This is a genomic window from Halomonas terrestris, assembly GCF_049166755.1.
Taxonomy (GTDB): domain Bacteria; phylum Pseudomonadota; class Gammaproteobacteria; order Pseudomonadales; family Halomonadaceae; genus Halomonas.
On record NZ_JBMHFZ010000016.1, the window covers coordinates 64885 to 80106 of the forward strand.

Sequence of the window (15222 nt, forward strand, 5' to 3'; positions counted from 1 at the left end):
GAGATTCCCGTGACACGAGCCCGCCCCATGAAGATCCTGATCTGCCCGGATAGTTTCAAGGATGCCCTGCCTGCCGATGCGGCCGCCCACGCCATCGCCCTCGGCATACGCCGTATCGGCAGCGACATCACCACCATCGAATGCCCGCTGGCCGACGGTGGAGAAGGCAGCCTGGACGCGCTGATCGCCGCCACCGGCGCCGAGCGGCGTTCGGCCGAGGTCCACGATGCCCTGGGCCGTCCGACCCGGGCGGCGTGGGGCTGGCACCCCGTCACTCGCACCGCCTATGTGGAGCTGGCCGAGGCGAGCGGCCTGCAGCAGCTGACCCCGAACGAGCGCACCGCCCTGCACAGCACCACCTTCGGCGTCGGCGAGCTGCTCCTCGCCGCCCTGGATGCCGGTGCCGAGCGCCTGCTGCTGACCCTCGGCGGCAGCGCCACCAACGATGGCGGCGCCGGCATGCTCGCCGCCCTTGGCGCCCGGCTGCTCGATGCCCGAGGCCTGCCGCTCCCTCCGGGTGGCGCGGCACTGGCTGACCTCGAGTGGCTCGACCTCTCCGGGCTGGACCCTCGCCTGGGTGGGCTGGCCGTGGATACCGCGGTGGATGTGGACAACCCGCTGCTGGGCGACCGGGGCGCCAGCGCCGTGTTCGGCCCCCAGAAGGGAGCCACGCCTGCCGATGTCGAGCGCCTGGATACGGCGCTGGCACGCTTCGCCGATCTCGCCGCCGAGGCGCTGGGCGAGGATCACCGTGACCTGGCGGGAGCCGGCGCCGCCGGCGGCATGGGTTTCGCCGCCCGCGCCTTCCTCGGCGCCGAGCTGCGCCCAGGTATCGAGCTGGTCATGGCCCAGGCCGGCTTCGATGCCCTGCTCGAGGAGGCCGACCTGGTGATCACCGGCGAAGGCCAGCTCGACGGCCAGAGCCTGGCCGGCAAGACCCCGGTGGGCGTGTCGCGGGCGGCGCGGCGCAAGCGGGTTCCGGTGGTGGTGTTCGCCGGGCGGCTGGCGCCGGGCTGGCAGGCGGCCTTCGACGAGGGGGTCACCGCCGCCTTCGCCCTGGCCGACGGCCCCATGGCACTCGAGGAAGCCCTGGAACGCTGCCCCGAGCTGCTGGCGGACCGGGCCGAGAGCCTCGCCCGGTTGCTGCTCGCCGCCCCGCGGCCATGACCGGTCCTTGAAATCCTGTGCCCCAGCCTGCATCTCATGCAGTGGCACTATGGAGGCAATGGCCAGAATTCGCTTATCCATCGCCATGCCGGCGACCTACACTACGCGCATCGCGATCAAGGAGGCATCCGCATGAGCAACACCAACACCATCGGCCTGCACGAGGCCAGCGCCAGCCAGCTGGCCGAGAAGCTCAACGAGCTGCTCGCCAACTATCAGATCTTCTACATGAACGTGCGTGGCTATCACTGGAACGTGAAGGGCCGCCAGTTCTTCCAGCTCCACGAGAAGTTCGAGGAGCTCTACACCGACCTGCTGGCCAAGGTCGACGAGGTCGCCGAACGCATCCTGACCCTGGGCCACCAGCCGGTGCACGCCTACAGCGACTACGTGGAAATGGCGAAAATCGCCGAGGACAAGAACGTCCACGACGGCGAGGCCTGCGTGCGTGGCGTCCTGCAAGGCTACCAGACCCTGATCGAGCTGCAGCGCGAACTCCTCTCGCTGGCCTCCGACGCCGACGACGAGGGCACCGCCGCCCAGGCCGGCGACTATATCCGCGAGCAGGAGAAGACCGTCTGGATGCTGGGCGCCTACCTCGGCTGATCGCCACGGAAGCCCCGACTCCCCCGCAGTTACCAACCGCACGCCGCCGCCCATCCGGGCGGCGGTGTCGTTACCGATCGCCTGGTCGGCCTGTCTCGTCCTCGACGTCCTCCGCCGCGGCACGCCGCAGCTGCTCCGGCAGCGGTTTCTTCATGCGCACCCCCAGCCGCTGCAGCTCCCCGGCCTGGGCCACCAGGCTGCCCTGCCCGGTGGAGAGACGCCCCATCGCCTGACGATGGCTCTCGCGGGCCCGCTCCAGGTGACGGCCCACATCCTCCAGGCTCTCGACGAAGCCGCTCAACTTGGCCAGCAGCCGCTCGGCACGCTCGCCGATCAGCCGCGCGTTGTCGTTCTGGCGCTCCAGGCTCCACAGGCCGGCCACGGTCCGCAGGCTGGCCAGCAGGGTGGTGGGGGTGACCAGAACCACCTGTCGGGCGAAGGCATCCTGGAAGAGGTCGGGATCGCGCTCGAAGGCGGCGGCAAAGGCGGGCTCCACCGGCACGAAGAGGAACACCAGATCCGGCGAGTTGAGCCCCGGCAGGTCGGGGTAGGCCTTGGCCGCCAGGCCGCGGACATGGTCGCGCAGCGACTGCAGGTGTGCCTTCAGCGCCGCCTCCCGCTCGGCCTCGTCGTCGGCATTGACCGCCCGCGTCCAGGCGGTCAGCGACACCTTGGCGTCGATGATCAGGTGACGCTCCTCGGGCAGGTAGATCACCGCATCGGGACGCTGGCGCCCCTGATCCCCGTGCAGCGAGACCTCACGGCGATACTCGATGTCGCGGCGCAGGCCGCTGCGTTCGAGCACGGTCTCGAGCATCAGTTCGCCCCAGTTGCCCTGCATCTTGCGATCGCCCTTGAGCGCCCGGGCCAGCTCACCGGCCTCGTCGCCCAGGCGAGCGTTGAGTCCCGCCAGCTGCTCGAGCTGGGCCTTGAGCGAGCCGCGCTCGCGCTGCTCCTGGCCATGCAGCTCCTCGACCCGGCGGCGGAACTGGTCGACCTGCTCGCGGAAGGGGCGCAGCAGCGCCTCCAGGCTGTCACGGCTCTGGGCGCTGAAGGCCCGCTGGCGATCCTCGAAGATGCGCCCGGCAAGCTGCTGGAACTCCTCCTTGAGCCCGGCCCGCGCCTCTTCGAGCAGCGCCAGCTGCTCGCGGTGACGGGCGACCAGCTGTTCCCGCTCTGTCTCGAGCCGCGCGCACCGCTCGCGGCGTTCGGCCAGCTGCTCCCGCGCCGCGGCCAGTGCCGCCTCGGTGGCCTCGAGCCGTTCGCGGCTGGCATCGAGCTGGGCATCGCTGTGGGCCAGCTCCTGCTCGAGGCGCCGGGCATCGGCCTCTGCCGACGAGCGTGCCGTCTCCAGCTCGGTCAGACGCGCCAGGGCCCCGGCCAGGCGCCGACGCCAGATCAGCACCAGGCCGAGAGCCCCGGCCAGCAGCGCCCCCAGCGCCACCGCCACCGGCCAGCCGGAACCGGCCCCTTGAAGTTGCTCGATCATCGCATCCTCGAATGTGTAGAGAATCGGAAAAGGGCTGCCATATCAGTGAACACCGTTCGAGGCTTCTTCCCCGGGCAGTTATACTCGAGACAGGGACCTGAGGGGTGAGTCGCCAAACGCCACGTCCACGGAGGACACCCCCATGAAAAGATGCTTGCTGGCCGCCACGCTCGCGGCCCTGACCCTGGCCATGAGCCTGCCGGCAACCGCCGACCGTCCTCGCCACGGCGGCTACGGCCCACAGGTGCATCACCACTATCACCAGCACGACTATCACCAGCACGACTATCACCAGCACGACTATCACCAGCACGACTATCACCAGCACGGCTATCGTGCCGACCGCGGCAGGCATCACCGCAAGCATTGGCACAAGCCGAAGCGCAGGCACCGCTCGGGGCCGCCGCGGGTGGTCGAGCACCACTACTATTCGGCACCGCCCCGTCACCGCCACTATCGGGAGCGCCACTACCGCGGTCATACCGATATCCCGCTGGTCTCGGTGGATGGTTACCCGCTGCTGCGCATCCAGGTCAACCACTGAGGCGGTGCCGGCGGCGGTGCCTTCCCCGGAGCGGAGTCAGGCGGCATCAGACCGCGCCAGGTCTTCGACCAGGGCTCGCAGCAGGCCCCAGAACTCCTCGACGGAGGCCAGCTCCACCCGCTCGTCGGGAGAGTGGGCACCACGGATCAGCGGACCGAAGGAGATCATCTCCAGCCCCGGGTACTTGCCGCCGAGAATGCCGCACTCGAGCCCGGCATGGATCACCAGCGCCTCGGGGGCGTAGCCCAGGCGTGCCTGATGCAGGCGACGGAAACGGTCCAGCAGTGGACTCTCCGGTACCGGTGCCCAGCCCGGGTAGGCGTTCTCGACCCGGGTGCGGGCCCCGATCAGGTCGAACAGCGCCCGGAAGCGATCCGACAGGTCCGCGGTGGCGCTGTCGCGCAGGGAGCGCACCAGGGCGCAGAGCTGGAAGCGACCGTTGTCGAGGCTGACCACGCCCAGGTTGCTGGACGTCTCCACCACACCGGGTACCTCGGCGCTCATGCGCTCGATTCCGCAGGGCGCCACATGCAGCGCGCCGATCAGCATGCGGCTGGCGTGGGGGGTGAGGGCCTCGGCGGGCCGCTCGTCCAGCGGCTCGAGTCCCAGCGCCAGCCCTTCGTCCACCCCCGTCAGCTCGGCACGCATCTCGGCCTCGAGCATCACCAAGCGCTCGCGAGCGTGCTCGAGCTCATCGGCCGGCAACGCCAGGGTGGCGAAGGCCTCCCGCGGCAGGGCGTTGCGCAGGGTGCCGCCGTGGTAGTCGATGAGGCGCGCATCGAAGCCCTCCAGGGTGCGCAGCACCCGCACCAGCAGGCGGTTGGCGTTGCCGCGCCCCCTGTGGATGTCGATCCCGGAGTGACCGCCCACCAGGCCGGTCAGCGACAGGCGCACGGCGGCCTCGTCGTCGGCCAGGGCAGCGGTGGGCAACTGGGCCTCGACCACCACATCGGCGCCACCGGCACAGCCGATGAACACCTGGCCGCGGTCCTCGGAGTCCAGGTTCAGCAGCACCCGCCCCTCCAGCCAGCCCTCGGCCAGGTTCAGGGCGCCCCCCATGCCGGACTCCTCCTCCAGGGTGAACAGCGCCTCCAGCGGGCCATGCACCAGGCTCTCGTCCTCGAGGATCGCCAGCGCCGCCGCCACGCCCAGGCCGTTGTCGGCGCCCAGGGTGGTATGGCGGGCGTGCAGCCAGCCGTCGGCCACATGGGTGTCGATCGGGTCGCGGGTGAAGTCGTGGGGATGGCCGGCATTGGCCTGGGCCACCATGTCCAGATGCCCCTGCAGGATCACTCCGGAAGCCTGCTCGTGGCCGGGAGTGGCGGCCTTGCGAATGCGCAGGTTACCGAAGGCGTCGCGGTCATGGGCGAGACCGTGTGTCTCGGCCCACTCCTCGAGGAGAGCGACCAGGGCCGCCTCGTGACCGGAGGGCCGCGGCGTGTTGCACAGGGTGCGGAAGTGACGCCAGAGCGGCTGCGGCGAGAGTTGCTCGAGATGTGCGTTCATGGGGGTTCTTCATCGACGTTAACCGGCCTACCTTACCCACCGGCCCGCGGCATGGAAAGCCTCAGTCGAGGCGCGCGCGCAGGGCCGCCACCGCCTGGCGCAACCGAGCGGTGGCCTGCCGCTGCCCGGAGAGCTTCAACCCTCTCGCCAGCCGCGCCATGCCGGCCCCCTGAAAGGCCCAGGCGACCAGCAGTCGCAGATCGTCGTCGTCGGGCGCCAGGCCCGAGGCGAGGGCATGACGCACCAGGCCCTGCAGCGCAGGGCGCGCCAGTGCCGGCTCGCGATGGCCGAAGGCCACATCGTCGATATCGCGCAGATCGCCCGGGGACGGTACCGGGCCCTCACCCTCGGCCAGCAGGGCAGCCGCCACCTCGGGCTCGAGCCCCGCGAGCTCGAAGGCCAGCAGTCCCGGCAGCTGACGCTGGAAGCGTGCCTGGAGCTCGGCGGCCAGCCGCTCGCCCCTGTCACTGACCGGCGCCACCATCATCAGGGCATGTTCACCGGTGGCGGTCTCACGGGTCAGTCCAAGCCGCACGGTGCGCAGGCCCTGCGCCTGCCAGAAGGCCACCAGCGCCGGTTCGGCACCGAAGCTTGCCCCCAGCAGGTCGACGGGTTCATGGAGGGCACGCTCCCGCTCGGCCTCGAGCAGTCGCCGACCGAGCCCTCGACGGCGCCGGTCGGGGTGCACGGCGATCCGCAGCACGCGCCGCAGCCGTCCTTCGAGTGCCTCACGACAGCCGGCGTGGGCAGCCAGTGACTGGGCCATCAGGTGCCCCCTCGGCCGTCGCTCCCCGCGGGCGACTCGCTCGGCCAGCCCGGCATCGAAGCCGCCCTCGTCGGTGGTGACCAGCACCGCCTGGGGGCTCTCCCCCGCCTCGAGGGTGACGATGCCCACCCCGGGCCCGTCCAGCAGGCGACGCAGGTCGGCAGGGGTGGTGCGGTAGTGGGCCTGCACCAGCAGCCCGAAGAGCGTACTCAGTCGCGGCTCGTCCTCGGCCAGCTCGGCACGCCGGACACGCCGCATCGTCAACGGGGCTTCCCTGGCCTCGCCGGGCTCGGCATCGAGCAGCAGGAGACGTGTGACCAGGGCCTCCAGCGGGTCCCCGGCAGCCCAGCGGATGGGAGTGCTCAGGTGGCAGGGCTGCCACTCGGGGGTGCGGCGCTCGAGGCGCTGGCAAAAGCGCAGGGCGAAGCCGCGCCCCGAGCCCTCGTAGCCGTGCACCGTGGTGGCGAAGGCGATCCGCGGGAAGGCCTCGAGCCACTCGCCGAGCAGGGTGGCGGGAATCGCCGCCGCCTCGTCCACCAGCAGCCACTGGCCGGCCCCTCCCACCTCGCCACGCCGGACCAGCGCCGTGAGCTCGTCCGGCGCCAGGAACGCGACCCTTCCGGTGTCGAGAACGAAATCCTGCCCATGACGCCCGCCCCCGGGGCAGAGCGCCTCCAGGCGCTCGAACAGCGCCGCCACAGCCGCCGGGCGCGGTGCCGTGACCAGGATCCGCGGCTCACCCGACGCCAGCAGCCGTGCACAGGCGATCCCCAGGGCCGCCGTCTTGCCACGGCCGCGATCGGCGGTGAGCACCAGCGGGCGACGCCGGCGCAGCCGGGTGAGCCGCGTCACCGCCTCGGCCTGGTCGAGGGTCAGGCAGTCGGCATCCCCGACGGCAGTGGCCAACCCTGCCGCCGGCGCCTCGGGCAGGCGCAAGCGCCGCGGCGCCTCCCCCGCCCGCCAGCGAATCACCCGCTCATCGGCATGCAGCAGCCGGGTGAGACGCACCAGGTAGTGGGCAGTGAGCTGCTCGACCCGCCAGGGGTGTTCGGCCAGGCGGCGGTAGTCGGCATCGGGGCCGGCACCCCAGTCGGCAGGGGTCATCAGCACCAGCAGGCCGCCGGCCCGCAGGGTGCCGGAAAGCGCCCCGAAGGCCTCGGGGTCGAAGCCGCTCGAGGCCGACACGGCATCGACCACCACCAGGTCCTGTTCGCCCCCCAGCCGCATGCGGGCCTTGGACGCCGGCAACCAGCTCGATGCCTCGATGCCCTCGGGATGCTCCGCGGACACCCACAGCGGCTGTGGCCAGGTCCTGGCCTGCCACAGGGCCAGGGCCTCGCGACGGCAAGCGTCGGCCGCGCCGGTCAGCCAGACCAGGCCGCGCCAGCGGCGCTGACCCAACTGCTGACGAGTCTCCTCCAGGGAGGCGAGGCGGTCGGGGATCATCCAGGGCTCCCTCGGTGGGTCAACTTTGGTCTAATGGCGAGCGGCCTTTCAACGTTGCCGATCATTTCGGCACTGCAACATCATTGTCATACAATCGTTTCAACACCCTGATTTACAATGGGTTACGCGCCAGATCCTCGAGGTCCGCCGGGGCTTCCACGAATCACCGAGGCGGCCACGGCCCAGGTCGAACATTTCCGTCGACCCATGCTAGCTTGATTCCTGTTGCCGAGTTGCCCGGCCGGTCAGGCCCACCGCAGAGGGCGCCACCGGAACCTGACGGCCGTTTACCATCGACTTCTCGACAAGCAGAACAACCCACAAGGGAGCACCTCAATGAAGAAGATGACCAAGTTCACCCTTACCGGGCTGGCAGCGGGCGTCGCCCTCGCGACCCTCGCCTCCACCGCCCAGGCCCAGGAACGCTGGACCATGACCACCACCTGGCCCGACAGCCTGGACCTGATCGAGATCGACCGCCACTGGGCCGACCTGGTCAACAAGCTGGCCGGCGACGAACTGCAGATCGAGTTCCGTGCCGGCGGCACCCTGATGCCCGGCACCGAGGTGTTCGACGCCACCGAGACCGGCAGCATCGAGGCCGCCGGCGACTGGCCCGGCTACTGGGCCGGCCGCAGCCCGGCCTTCTCGCCTCTGGCCACCACCACCAGCCTGTTCAACGCCGTCGACTACATCAACTGGATCCAGCAGTGGGGCGGTTTCGACCTCTACCAGGAGGTCTACGGCGACTACAACATGATCTATCTGCCCTACGGCGTCACCAACAACGAGTCCGGCTTCCGCGGCGGCACGCCCATCGAGAGCCTCGCCGACCTGGAAGGCAAGCGTGTGCGCCTCTCCGGTCGTGACCAGGGTCGAGTGCTCGAGCAGCTCGGCGGCTCCCAGGTCACCCTGGCCGGCGGCGAGATCTACCAGGCCATCGAGCGTGGCGTGGTCGACGGTGCCGAGTTCTCCACCCCGGGCGTCGACTACAACGCCGGCTTCTCCGAGGTCGCCGACTACTGGTCGGTACCCGGCTGGCACCAGTCCGCCAGCGTGTTCGGCGTGATGATCAACAAGGATGCCTGGGATGCCCTCTCCGAGGAGACCCAGGAGAAGCTGAAGATCGCCGCCGACGCCACCCTGGCCTGGTCGCTGGCCTGGTCCGAGCGGGAATCCACCGAGGGTACCATCAAGTTCCTGGAGGACGGCACCGTGATCAACCAGCTCTCCGAGGAGGACCTGGCGCGCATCCAGGACATCACCAATGACGTGATCCTCCAGGGAGCCTGCGAGGACCCGATGCACGCCAAGGTCTATCATTCCATGATCAGCTACCTGGAGCATTACGCCAACTGGCGCGATATCTCGGTGCCCTACAACATGAGCCGCACCATGGACAACTTGCCGTCGCTGGAGGAGATCGAAGCCTGTCTGTAAGCGCAGGCGAGACCTCCCGGCATGACCGGTAGGCACCTTGAACCGGTGGTTGACGGCGAGCTGGCTCGCCGTCAACCACCGTTGCGTTGTGCATCCTCTCAACCTCTCGGGAATCCGGACAATGAATGCCATTGCCAAGGCGATCGACACGCTCAACGAGGGCTTCGGTCGCCTGCTCGCCCCCCTGATCGCCGTGATCACCCTGATCGTGATCTATGACATCGGCATGCGCTTCCTCTTCGGGCGCCCCAGCGACTGGGCCTTCGATGTCACCAAGATGCTGTTCGGCGCCCACTTCATGCTGCTGGCCGCCTACGGCCTGCGCCACCACGCCCATGTCGAGGTCGACGTGCTCAAGCGCCTGCTCTCGCGCCGCCGGCAGGCCCTCCTCGAGATACTGGGCTACCTGATCTTCTTCGTCCCCTTCATCTGGATGCTGCTCACCTTCGGCTGGAGCTTCTTCATGCGCTCCTTCAGCCGTGGCGAGACCACCTACGGCATGGTCTCCATCCCCGTCTACCCGGTGAAGGCCGTGATCGTCATCGCCGCCGTGGCCATCCTGCTCCAGGCCATCGCCATCGTCATCCGCGCCATCCAGCAACTGCGGGAGGAAACGGCATGAACCTGAGTCCGGAAATGCTCACCCTGTTCATGTTCGCCAGCCTGCTGGTCGGCCTGTTCATGGGCCACCCGCTGGCCTTCGTGCTGGGCGGCGTGGCCGTCATCGGCGCCTGGCTGGGCCCCGGCGAGCGCGTGCTCGGCACCATCATCAACAACATCTATGGCAATGCCATGGACAACTACGTACTGGTGGCCATCCCGCTGTTCATCCTGATGGCGCGCTTCCTCAACGACTCGGGGGTCACCGAGAAGATGTTCGAGGCGATGCGCCTGCTGCTGGCGCGGCTGCGCGGCGGCCTGGCCCTCACCGTGGTCATCGTCTCGGTGCTGCTCGCCGCCACCACCGGCATCGTCGGCGCCTCGATCGCGGTGATGGGCATGATCGCGCTCGCCCCGATGCTCAAGTACGGCTACAACAAGGAGCTCAGCACCGGGGTGATCATGGCCAGCGGCTGCCTGGGCATCCTGATCCCGCCGAGCATCATGCTGATCCTGATGGCCAGCTACTCGCCGGTCTCGGTGGGTGCGCTGTTCGCCGGCGCCCTGGTGCCGGGGCTGATGCTGGGCGCCATGTACGCCCTCTACGTGCTGGTGATCTGCCTGGTCAAGCCGAGCTACGGCCCGCGGGTGCCCGTCGAGGAGCGCGCCGAGACCAGCACCGGCGAGCTGCTGGTCATGCTGGCCAAGTACGTGCTGCCGCCCATGTCGCTGATCCTCGGCGTGCTCGGCGCGCTGTTCACCGGCATCGCCACCGCCACCGAGGCCTCGGCCATCGGCGTCACCATCGCCTTCCTGCTGTTCCTGATCTTCGGCGACCGCAAGCCCCGGACCTGCTACCGCACCCTGCTCGAGGCCAGCAAGACCACCACCATGGTGATGCTGGTGCTGGTCGGCGCCACCGCCTTCACCGGGGTGTTCTCCCGCGGCGGCGGCATGACGGTGATCAGCGAGCTGGTGCTGGCCATGCCCGGCGGCACCACCGGCGCGCTGATCCTGATGCTGTTCCTGGTCTTCATCCTGGGGATGTTCCTGGACTGGACCGGCATCGTGCTGCTGAGCTTCCCGATCATGCTGCCGATCGTCCAGGAGATGGGTATCGACGTGCTGTGGTTCGTGGTGATGGTGGCGGTGGTCCTGCAGACCTCCTTCCTGACCCCGCCGTTCGGCTATGCGCTCTTCTACCTGAAGGGGGTGGCACCCAAGGGGGTCGAGATCGTCGACCTCTACAAGGCGGTGATCCCGTTCGTGGCGCTGATCGTGCTGGCCTGCCTGCTGATGGCCTTCTTCCCGGCGCTGATCACCGGCCTGCCCTCGATGCTGCTCGGCTACTGAGCCGCACCCCTCACCCGCACGACAGAGCGCCCGCCATGCCTGCATGGCGGGTGCTCTCGTATTGACGCCCGTCAGCCGAACGCGGCTGCAGCCGAACGACGCACCTGATACTATTCCCCACCGTCAACGCAACTCATTTGCAACTGCTCTGCAAGGAGTCACCCGCTTGTCTAGATCCAGCAGTGGCGGCCTGCCCGCCACGAAGCGCCGGCTGATCCCCCACCTGACCCCCTGGACGATACTCCTGCTCGGGATCGCCCTGATCGTGGCGCTGCCGATCCTCTCCATCATGGCGCACATCGTCATGCCCACCGAGGGCGTCTGGCAGCACCTGGCCAGCACCGTCCTGCCGCGCTACCTGGCCAACACCCTTTTCCTGGTCATCACGGTGGGGATCGGGACCCTGGTGATCGGGACCGGCACCGCCTGGCTGGTGGTGATGTGTCGCTTCCCCGGGCGCCGGCTGTTCGAGTGGGCCCTGCTGCTGCCGCTGGCCGTGCCCACCTATGTGATCGCCTATGCCTACACCGACTTCCTGCAGTTCTCCGGCCCGCTGCAGAGCGGGTTGCGCGAGCTCTTCGGCTGGAGCCACGGCGACTACTGGTTCCCCGCCATCCGCTCCCTGGGCGGCGCCGCGACGCTGATCACCCTGGTGCTCTATCCCTACGTCTATCTGCTGGCCCGTGCCTCCTTCATGGAGCAGTCGGTCTGCATGCTCGACGTGGGCCGTTCACTGGGGCGGGGCCCCTGGCGGCTGTTCGGCAGCGTGGCGATTCCCCTGGCACGGCCGGCGCTGATCGGCGGCGTGTCGCTGGTCCTGATGGAGACGCTCAACGAGTTCGGCGCGGTCCAGTACTTCGGCGTGGACACCTTCACCACCGGCATCTATCGCACCTGGTTCGGGCTCGGGGAGCAGGTCGCCGCCGCCCAGCTGGCGGCCTGCCTGCTGGCCTTCGTCATCGCCCTGGTGCTGCTGGAGCGCTGGTCGCGAGGCAAGCGGCGCTACTTCCACACCTCCAGCCGTTATCAGCAGCTGCCCGAGTTCCGCCTGGGAGGCTGGCGAGCAGTGGGCGCCTTCCTGGCCTGCCTGCTGCCGATCCTGGGGGGGTTCCTGATTCCCAGCGGCATCCTCACCCAGCTGGCGATCGAGCAGGGCGACGCCCTGTTCGGTACACGCTTTGTCGGGTACGCCCGCAACAGCCTGGTGCTGGCCACCGTCGCCTCGCTGGTCGCGGTGGCCCTGGCCGTCGTCCTGAGCTACGGGGTGCGCCTCAACGACACGCGATTGACCAGCACCGCCGCCCGCATCTCGGCGATGGGCTATGCGATTCCGGGCTCGGTGGTGGCGGTAGGCATCCTGATCCCCTTCGCCTGGCTCGACAATGCCATCAATACCTGGCTACTGGAGCATCGCGGCGAGGTCATCGGCCTGATCTTCAGCGGCTCGGCGTTCATCCTGATCTACGCCTACGTTGTCCGCTTCCTGGCCGTGTCGTTCAACGCCGTGGAGGCAAGCCTGGGCAAGGTCACGCCGAGCATGGATGCCGCCGCGCGTACCCTGGGGCAGACGGCCACCGGCACGCTCAGGCGCGTGCATACCCCGATCATGCGGGGCAGCCTGCTGGCGGCCTGTATCCTGGTGTTCGTGGACGTGATGAAGGAGCTGCCGGCCACCATCATCCTGCGCCCCTTCAACTTCGACACCCTGGCGGTGAGGGCTCACAGCCTGGCGGCCGACGAGAGGCTCGCCGAGGCCTCCACGGCCTCACTGGCCATCGTCGCCGTAGGCATAATCCCGGTGATCCTGCTCAGCCTGGCCATGCGGCGCTCGCGTCCCGGCAGCGGCAAGTGAGGGAAAGACGAATACCTGGGAGGGGTCCAGCCGCAACGTCACCGGCTGCCCCTCGGCGGGCAGGAAGACGCCGGGCATGCGGGCGTGGACGTGCGCCTCTTCACCGTCGGCCCCATGGGCGCAGATGTGCAGCAGGCTGCTGCGCCCCAGCAGCTTGGCCATGACGACATGACTGTACTGGTGTGACTCCTGCGGCGCATCCAGCGCCGAGACCTGCAGGGCTTCCGGGCGCACCATCACCCTCGCCTCGCAGCCATCGGCCAGCCAGCCGGCCTCGACCTTGCCCACCGGCGTCCTGACGATGCCGTCACGAACCACACCCGAGAGCTCATTGACCTCGCCGAAGAACGACACCACGAAGGGGTCATTGGGGGTGCAGTAGAGCTCGCGTGGCGTGCCCATCTGGATGATTCGGCCATCGCACATCAGCGCGATCCGGTCGGCCATGAACATCGCTTCTTCCGGATCGTGTGTCACCAGCAGCGTGGCGGCACCCACCTTCTTCAGCACGTGCAGGGTGTCGTCACGGATCTGGTCGCGAAGGCGCGCATCGAGGCTGGAGAAGGGCTCGTCGAGCAGCATCAGCTGCGGCTCCGGCGCCAGCGCCCGGGCCAGGGCCACGCGCTGCTGCTGACCGCCCGACAGCATGTGCGGATAGCTCTCGGCGTGGGCCGCCATGCCCAACTGCTCGAGCAGCACCAGGGCCCGACGGCGTCGCTCGCGGCCGGGCAGGCGCTTGAGGCCGAAGGTGACGTTCTCCAGCACCGAAAGGTGGGGAAACAGTGCCGAGTCCTGGAAGGCCAGGCCGACGCTGCGTTTCTCGGGGGGCAGGGTGCTCCTGCCAGGCCGAGCCACCGCCTGCCCGTCCAGGACCACTTGCCCGTGCTGCAGGGACTCCAGGCCGGCCGCGATCCGCAGCAGGGTGGTCTTGCCGCAGCCGGACGGCCCCAGCAGGCAGACTACCTCGCCCGGGGCCACTTCCAGGTCGACTCCCTTGACCACGTCGCGCTTGCCGAAGGCATGGTGGATCCCTGCCATCGACAGCGCCAGTTCACGGGTCCCGGAGGCTTGCATGAGATTGTGCTTCATGGGCGTTCTCGACATCGTGCCGGACAACATGGCCCTATCATAACCGATCCCAAGTGTTAATGCGTTTGAAAGAGACTCGCATTTCGATCGTTCCCTGCGCCAGCGCAAGAATCCGGCGCCCCCGGGCTTGACGGCTCTCGGGGGAGAGGGTTCAATGGCCACGAGTTAATGCAACGCATTATCATTCTTATTCCCGAGGCACACGAGGTCCCGATGATGAAGCCTGTTCGTTTTGCCGCCCCGCTGGCCGTTGCCCTGGCCAGCTCCGCCTTCGCCACTGGGGCAACCGCCGATTCGCTCAATGTCTATTCGGCACGCCACTACGACTCCGACGAGACGCTCTATCAGGCCTTCACCGAGGAGACCGGCATCGAGGTCAACCTCCTGGAAGGCGACTCCGCCCAGCTGATCGAGCGTATCAAGCGCGAGGGCGTGGCCAGCCCTGCCGACGTGATGATCACCGTGGACGCCGGCAACCTCTGGCGCGCCGAGCAGGACGGTATCTTCCAGGGCGTCGAGTCAGCCGTGCTCGACGAGCGCCTGCCGTCGTCCATGCGCCACCCGGAGGGGCTGTGGTTCGGCTTCAGCCAGCGGGCACGGGTCATATTCTATGATCGCGAGGACTTCGATCCGAGCCGGGTCGCCAGCTACGAGAACCTGTCCGATCCCGAGCTCGAGGGCCGGGTCTGCATCCGCTCCTCCAACAATATCTACAACCAGTCCCTGATGGCATCCCTGATCGAGCACCACGGGGCCGAGGGAGCCGAAGCCTGGGCCCAGGGCGTGGTCAACAACCTGGCACGCGACCCCGAAGGCGGCGACACCGACCAGATCCGGGGCGTTGCCAGCGGCGAGTGTGACCTCGCGCTGGCCAACCACTACTACTATGTTCGCCTGCTGCACTCGGACAGCGAGGCCGATCGTGAGGCCGCCCGGCGGGTCGGCGTGATCTTCCCCAACCAGGACGATCGTGGCACCCACATCAACGTCGGCGGGGCCGGCGTGGTCGCGGGCGCGCCGAACCGCGACAACGCCGTACGCTTCCTGGAGTTCCTGGCCTCCGATACCGCCCAGGAGATCTTTGCCAACGGCAACTACGAGTTCCCGGCGGTCGAGGGCGTGAAGAAGAACCCGGTGCTGGAGTCCTGGGGCGACTTCAAGAAGGACGACCTCAACATCAGCATCCTGGGCGAGAACAACCCCGAAGCGATTCGCATCTTCGATCGCGCCGGCTGGCGCTGAGCCTTCCGGCCCCCGCCCCACCCCGAAACGCCACCGCAGCCGCGGTGGCGTTTTTTGTTCAACTCTATGGTTGGCGAAGGTGGGAGCTGCGTCACGAGCGAAGATAGGTGGGGGCGCCGAGG

General features: G+C 68.6%; 12 protein-coding genes. 8 read left to right on the plus strand and 4 right to left on the minus strand.

Annotated elements, in window-relative coordinates:
• The first annotated feature begins 27 nt into the window (after positions 1–27).
• Together ACOMD9_RS14905 and ACOMD9_RS14910 are read left to right on the plus strand one after the other, a co-directional pair.
• On the plus strand, positions 28–1167 hold the full coding sequence (locus tag ACOMD9_RS14905) for a glycerate kinase (protein WP_421416356.1): 1140 nt from the start codon (positions 28–30) through the stop codon (positions 1165–1167).
• Between the two features lie 132 nt (positions 1168–1299).
• On the plus strand, positions 1300–1773 hold the full coding sequence (locus ACOMD9_RS14910) for a Dps family protein (RefSeq protein ID WP_421416358.1): 474 nt from the start codon (positions 1300–1302) through the stop codon (positions 1771–1773).
• A gap of 70 nt (positions 1774–1843) precedes the next feature.
• Here ACOMD9_RS14910 and ACOMD9_RS14915 read toward each other — a convergent pair whose 3' ends face one another.
• Positions 1844–3262: a DNA recombination protein RmuC gene (locus ACOMD9_RS14915; RefSeq protein ID WP_421416360.1), complete on the minus strand. Its 1419-nt coding sequence runs from the start codon at positions 3260–3262 to the stop codon at positions 1844–1846.
• 142 nt (positions 3263–3404) lie between these two features.
• On the opposite strand from ACOMD9_RS14915, the gene ACOMD9_RS14920 reads away from it, so the two are divergent.
• The gene (locus ACOMD9_RS14920; protein WP_421416361.1) at positions 3405–3806 is read left to right on the plus strand and encodes a hypothetical protein; all 402 of its coding nucleotides are present in this window, start codon (positions 3405–3407) and stop codon (positions 3804–3806) included.
• 36 nt (positions 3807–3842) lie between these two features.
• On the opposite strand, the gene ACOMD9_RS14925 is transcribed toward ACOMD9_RS14920, so the two are convergent.
• Both ACOMD9_RS14925 and ACOMD9_RS14930 read right to left on the minus strand, forming a co-directional pair.
• Positions 3843–5312: an aminoacyl-histidine dipeptidase gene (locus ACOMD9_RS14925; RefSeq protein ID WP_421416363.1), complete on the minus strand. Its 1470-nt coding sequence runs from the start codon at positions 5310–5312 to the stop codon at positions 3843–3845.
• Between the two features lie 61 nt (positions 5313–5373).
• Positions 5374–7524, minus strand: a complete 2151-nt coding sequence (locus ACOMD9_RS14930) for a tRNA(Met) cytidine acetyltransferase TmcA (protein ID WP_421416365.1) — start codon at positions 7522–7524, stop codon at positions 5374–5376.
• 336 nt (positions 7525–7860) lie between these two features.
• Between ACOMD9_RS14930 and dctP the strand changes: the two genes are divergently transcribed.
• From dctP to ACOMD9_RS14950, 4 genes are all read left to right on the plus strand, one after another.
• Positions 7861–8964 (plus strand): TRAP transporter substrate-binding protein DctP, encoded by a 1104-nt coding sequence (gene dctP, locus ACOMD9_RS14935; protein WP_421416366.1) that lies wholly within the window; start codon positions 7861–7863, stop codon positions 8962–8964.
• A gap of 121 nt (positions 8965–9085) precedes the next feature.
• Entirely contained in the window at positions 9086–9586 is a 501-nt protein-coding gene (locus tag ACOMD9_RS14940) for a TRAP transporter small permease subunit (RefSeq protein WP_421416369.1), read from the plus strand.
• Positions 9583–10917 carry a TRAP transporter large permease gene (locus ACOMD9_RS14945; RefSeq protein WP_421416371.1) on the plus strand — a complete coding sequence of 445 codons (1335 nt, stop codon included), beginning with the start codon at positions 9583–9585 and terminating at the stop codon, positions 10915–10917. Before ACOMD9_RS14940 ends, ACOMD9_RS14945 begins: the two co-directional genes overlap by 4 nt.
• 166 nt (positions 10918–11083) lie before the next feature.
• Positions 11084–12769 carry an ABC transporter permease gene (locus tag ACOMD9_RS14950; RefSeq protein WP_421416374.1) on the plus strand — a complete coding sequence of 562 codons (1686 nt, stop codon included), beginning with the start codon at positions 11084–11086 and terminating at the stop codon, positions 12767–12769.
• Here ACOMD9_RS14950 and ACOMD9_RS14955 read toward each other — a convergent pair.
• Positions 12683–13807, minus strand: a complete 1125-nt coding sequence (locus ACOMD9_RS14955; protein WP_421416447.1) for an ABC transporter ATP-binding protein — start codon at positions 13805–13807, stop codon at positions 12683–12685. The two genes, ACOMD9_RS14950 and ACOMD9_RS14955, sit on opposite strands and share 87 nt — an antisense overlap.
• Before the next feature lie 267 nt (positions 13808–14074).
• Between ACOMD9_RS14955 and ACOMD9_RS14960 the strand changes: the two genes are divergently transcribed.
• Positions 14075–15100 (plus strand): Fe(3+) ABC transporter substrate-binding protein, encoded by a 1026-nt coding sequence (locus tag ACOMD9_RS14960; protein WP_421416450.1) that lies wholly within the window; start codon positions 14075–14077, stop codon positions 15098–15100.
• The last annotated feature ends 122 nt before the right edge of the window (positions 15101–15222 follow it).

What these genes read in the sequence shown, in the direction of transcription:
- ACOMD9_RS14925 (WP_421416363.1), bottom strand. Translation starts at nt 5,312, where the DNA reads ATGAACGCACATCTCGAGCAACTCTCGCCGCAGCCGCTCTGGCGTCAC.
- ACOMD9_RS14940 (WP_421416369.1), top strand. Translation starts at nt 9,086, where the DNA reads ATGAATGCCATTGCCAAGGCGATCGACACGCTCAACGAGGGCTTCGGT.
- ACOMD9_RS14920 (WP_421416361.1), top strand. Translation starts at nt 3,405, where the DNA reads ATGAAAAGATGCTTGCTGGCCGCCACGCTCGCGGCCCTGACCCTGGCC.
- ACOMD9_RS14905 (WP_421416356.1), top strand. Translation starts at nt 28, where the DNA reads ATGAAGATCCTGATCTGCCCGGATAGTTTCAAGGATGCCCTGCCTGCC.
- dctP (WP_421416366.1), top strand. Translation starts at nt 7,861, where the DNA reads ATGAAGAAGATGACCAAGTTCACCCTTACCGGGCTGGCAGCGGGCGTC.
- ACOMD9_RS14955 (WP_421416447.1), bottom strand. Translation starts at nt 13,807, where the DNA reads ATGGCAGGGATCCACCATGCCTTCGGCAAGCGCGACGTGGTCAAGGGA.
- ACOMD9_RS14910 (WP_421416358.1), top strand. Translation starts at nt 1,300, where the DNA reads ATGAGCAACACCAACACCATCGGCCTGCACGAGGCCAGCGCCAGCCAG.
- ACOMD9_RS14915 (WP_421416360.1), bottom strand. Translation starts at nt 3,262, where the DNA reads ATGATCGAGCAACTTCAAGGGGCCGGTTCCGGCTGGCCGGTGGCGGTG.
- ACOMD9_RS14930 (WP_421416365.1), bottom strand. Translation starts at nt 7,524, where the DNA reads ATGATCCCCGACCGCCTCGCCTCCCTGGAGGAGACTCGTCAGCAGTTG.
- ACOMD9_RS14960 (WP_421416450.1), top strand. Translation starts at nt 14,075, where the DNA reads ATGAAGCCTGTTCGTTTTGCCGCCCCGCTGGCCGTTGCCCTGGCCAGC.
- ACOMD9_RS14945 (WP_421416371.1), top strand. Translation starts at nt 9,583, where the DNA reads ATGAACCTGAGTCCGGAAATGCTCACCCTGTTCATGTTCGCCAGCCTG.